The 253-nt window shown below is 58.1% G+C and carries 1 protein-coding gene; it reads right to left on the bottom strand.

Going from position 1 to position 253, the window contains the following annotated elements; translation table 11 throughout:
• Positions 1 to 253, bottom strand: a 253-nt coding sequence (locus RTW80_RS30035; protein ID WP_312721820.1) for a type IV secretory system conjugative DNA transfer family protein, incomplete at both ends; no start/stop codon positions are given.

Raw genomic sequence — 253 nt, 5'->3', positions numbered from 1 at the left:
CTTCCTGCCAGCCTTTTTTCAGTGCGTCTTCCCAGACCTTTCTCTGGGCGCTGTCTTCCGGCACAACCAGACCTTCTGTGCCAGGGGTTGCCGTGGTGGCCAGACCGCGTAGTAACCAGCTGCGCCAGCTGGGCGGGTTACTGACGAATCGCTCCGGTCGGATGATGGTCCAGACTTTTGAGGCTGTGCGAATTTGATCAGGAGTGATGTGTGCTACGTCCTGCGCTTCATCAATAACCGGAGGAAGCCAGCC

It is taken from the genome of Escherichia sp. AM3 (assembly GCF_032029835.1).
In the GTDB taxonomy this organism is placed as follows: domain Bacteria; phylum Pseudomonadota; class Gammaproteobacteria; order Enterobacterales; family Enterobacteriaceae; genus Escherichia; species Escherichia coli.
This window is presented reverse-complemented; position numbering and strand designations above follow the sequence as displayed.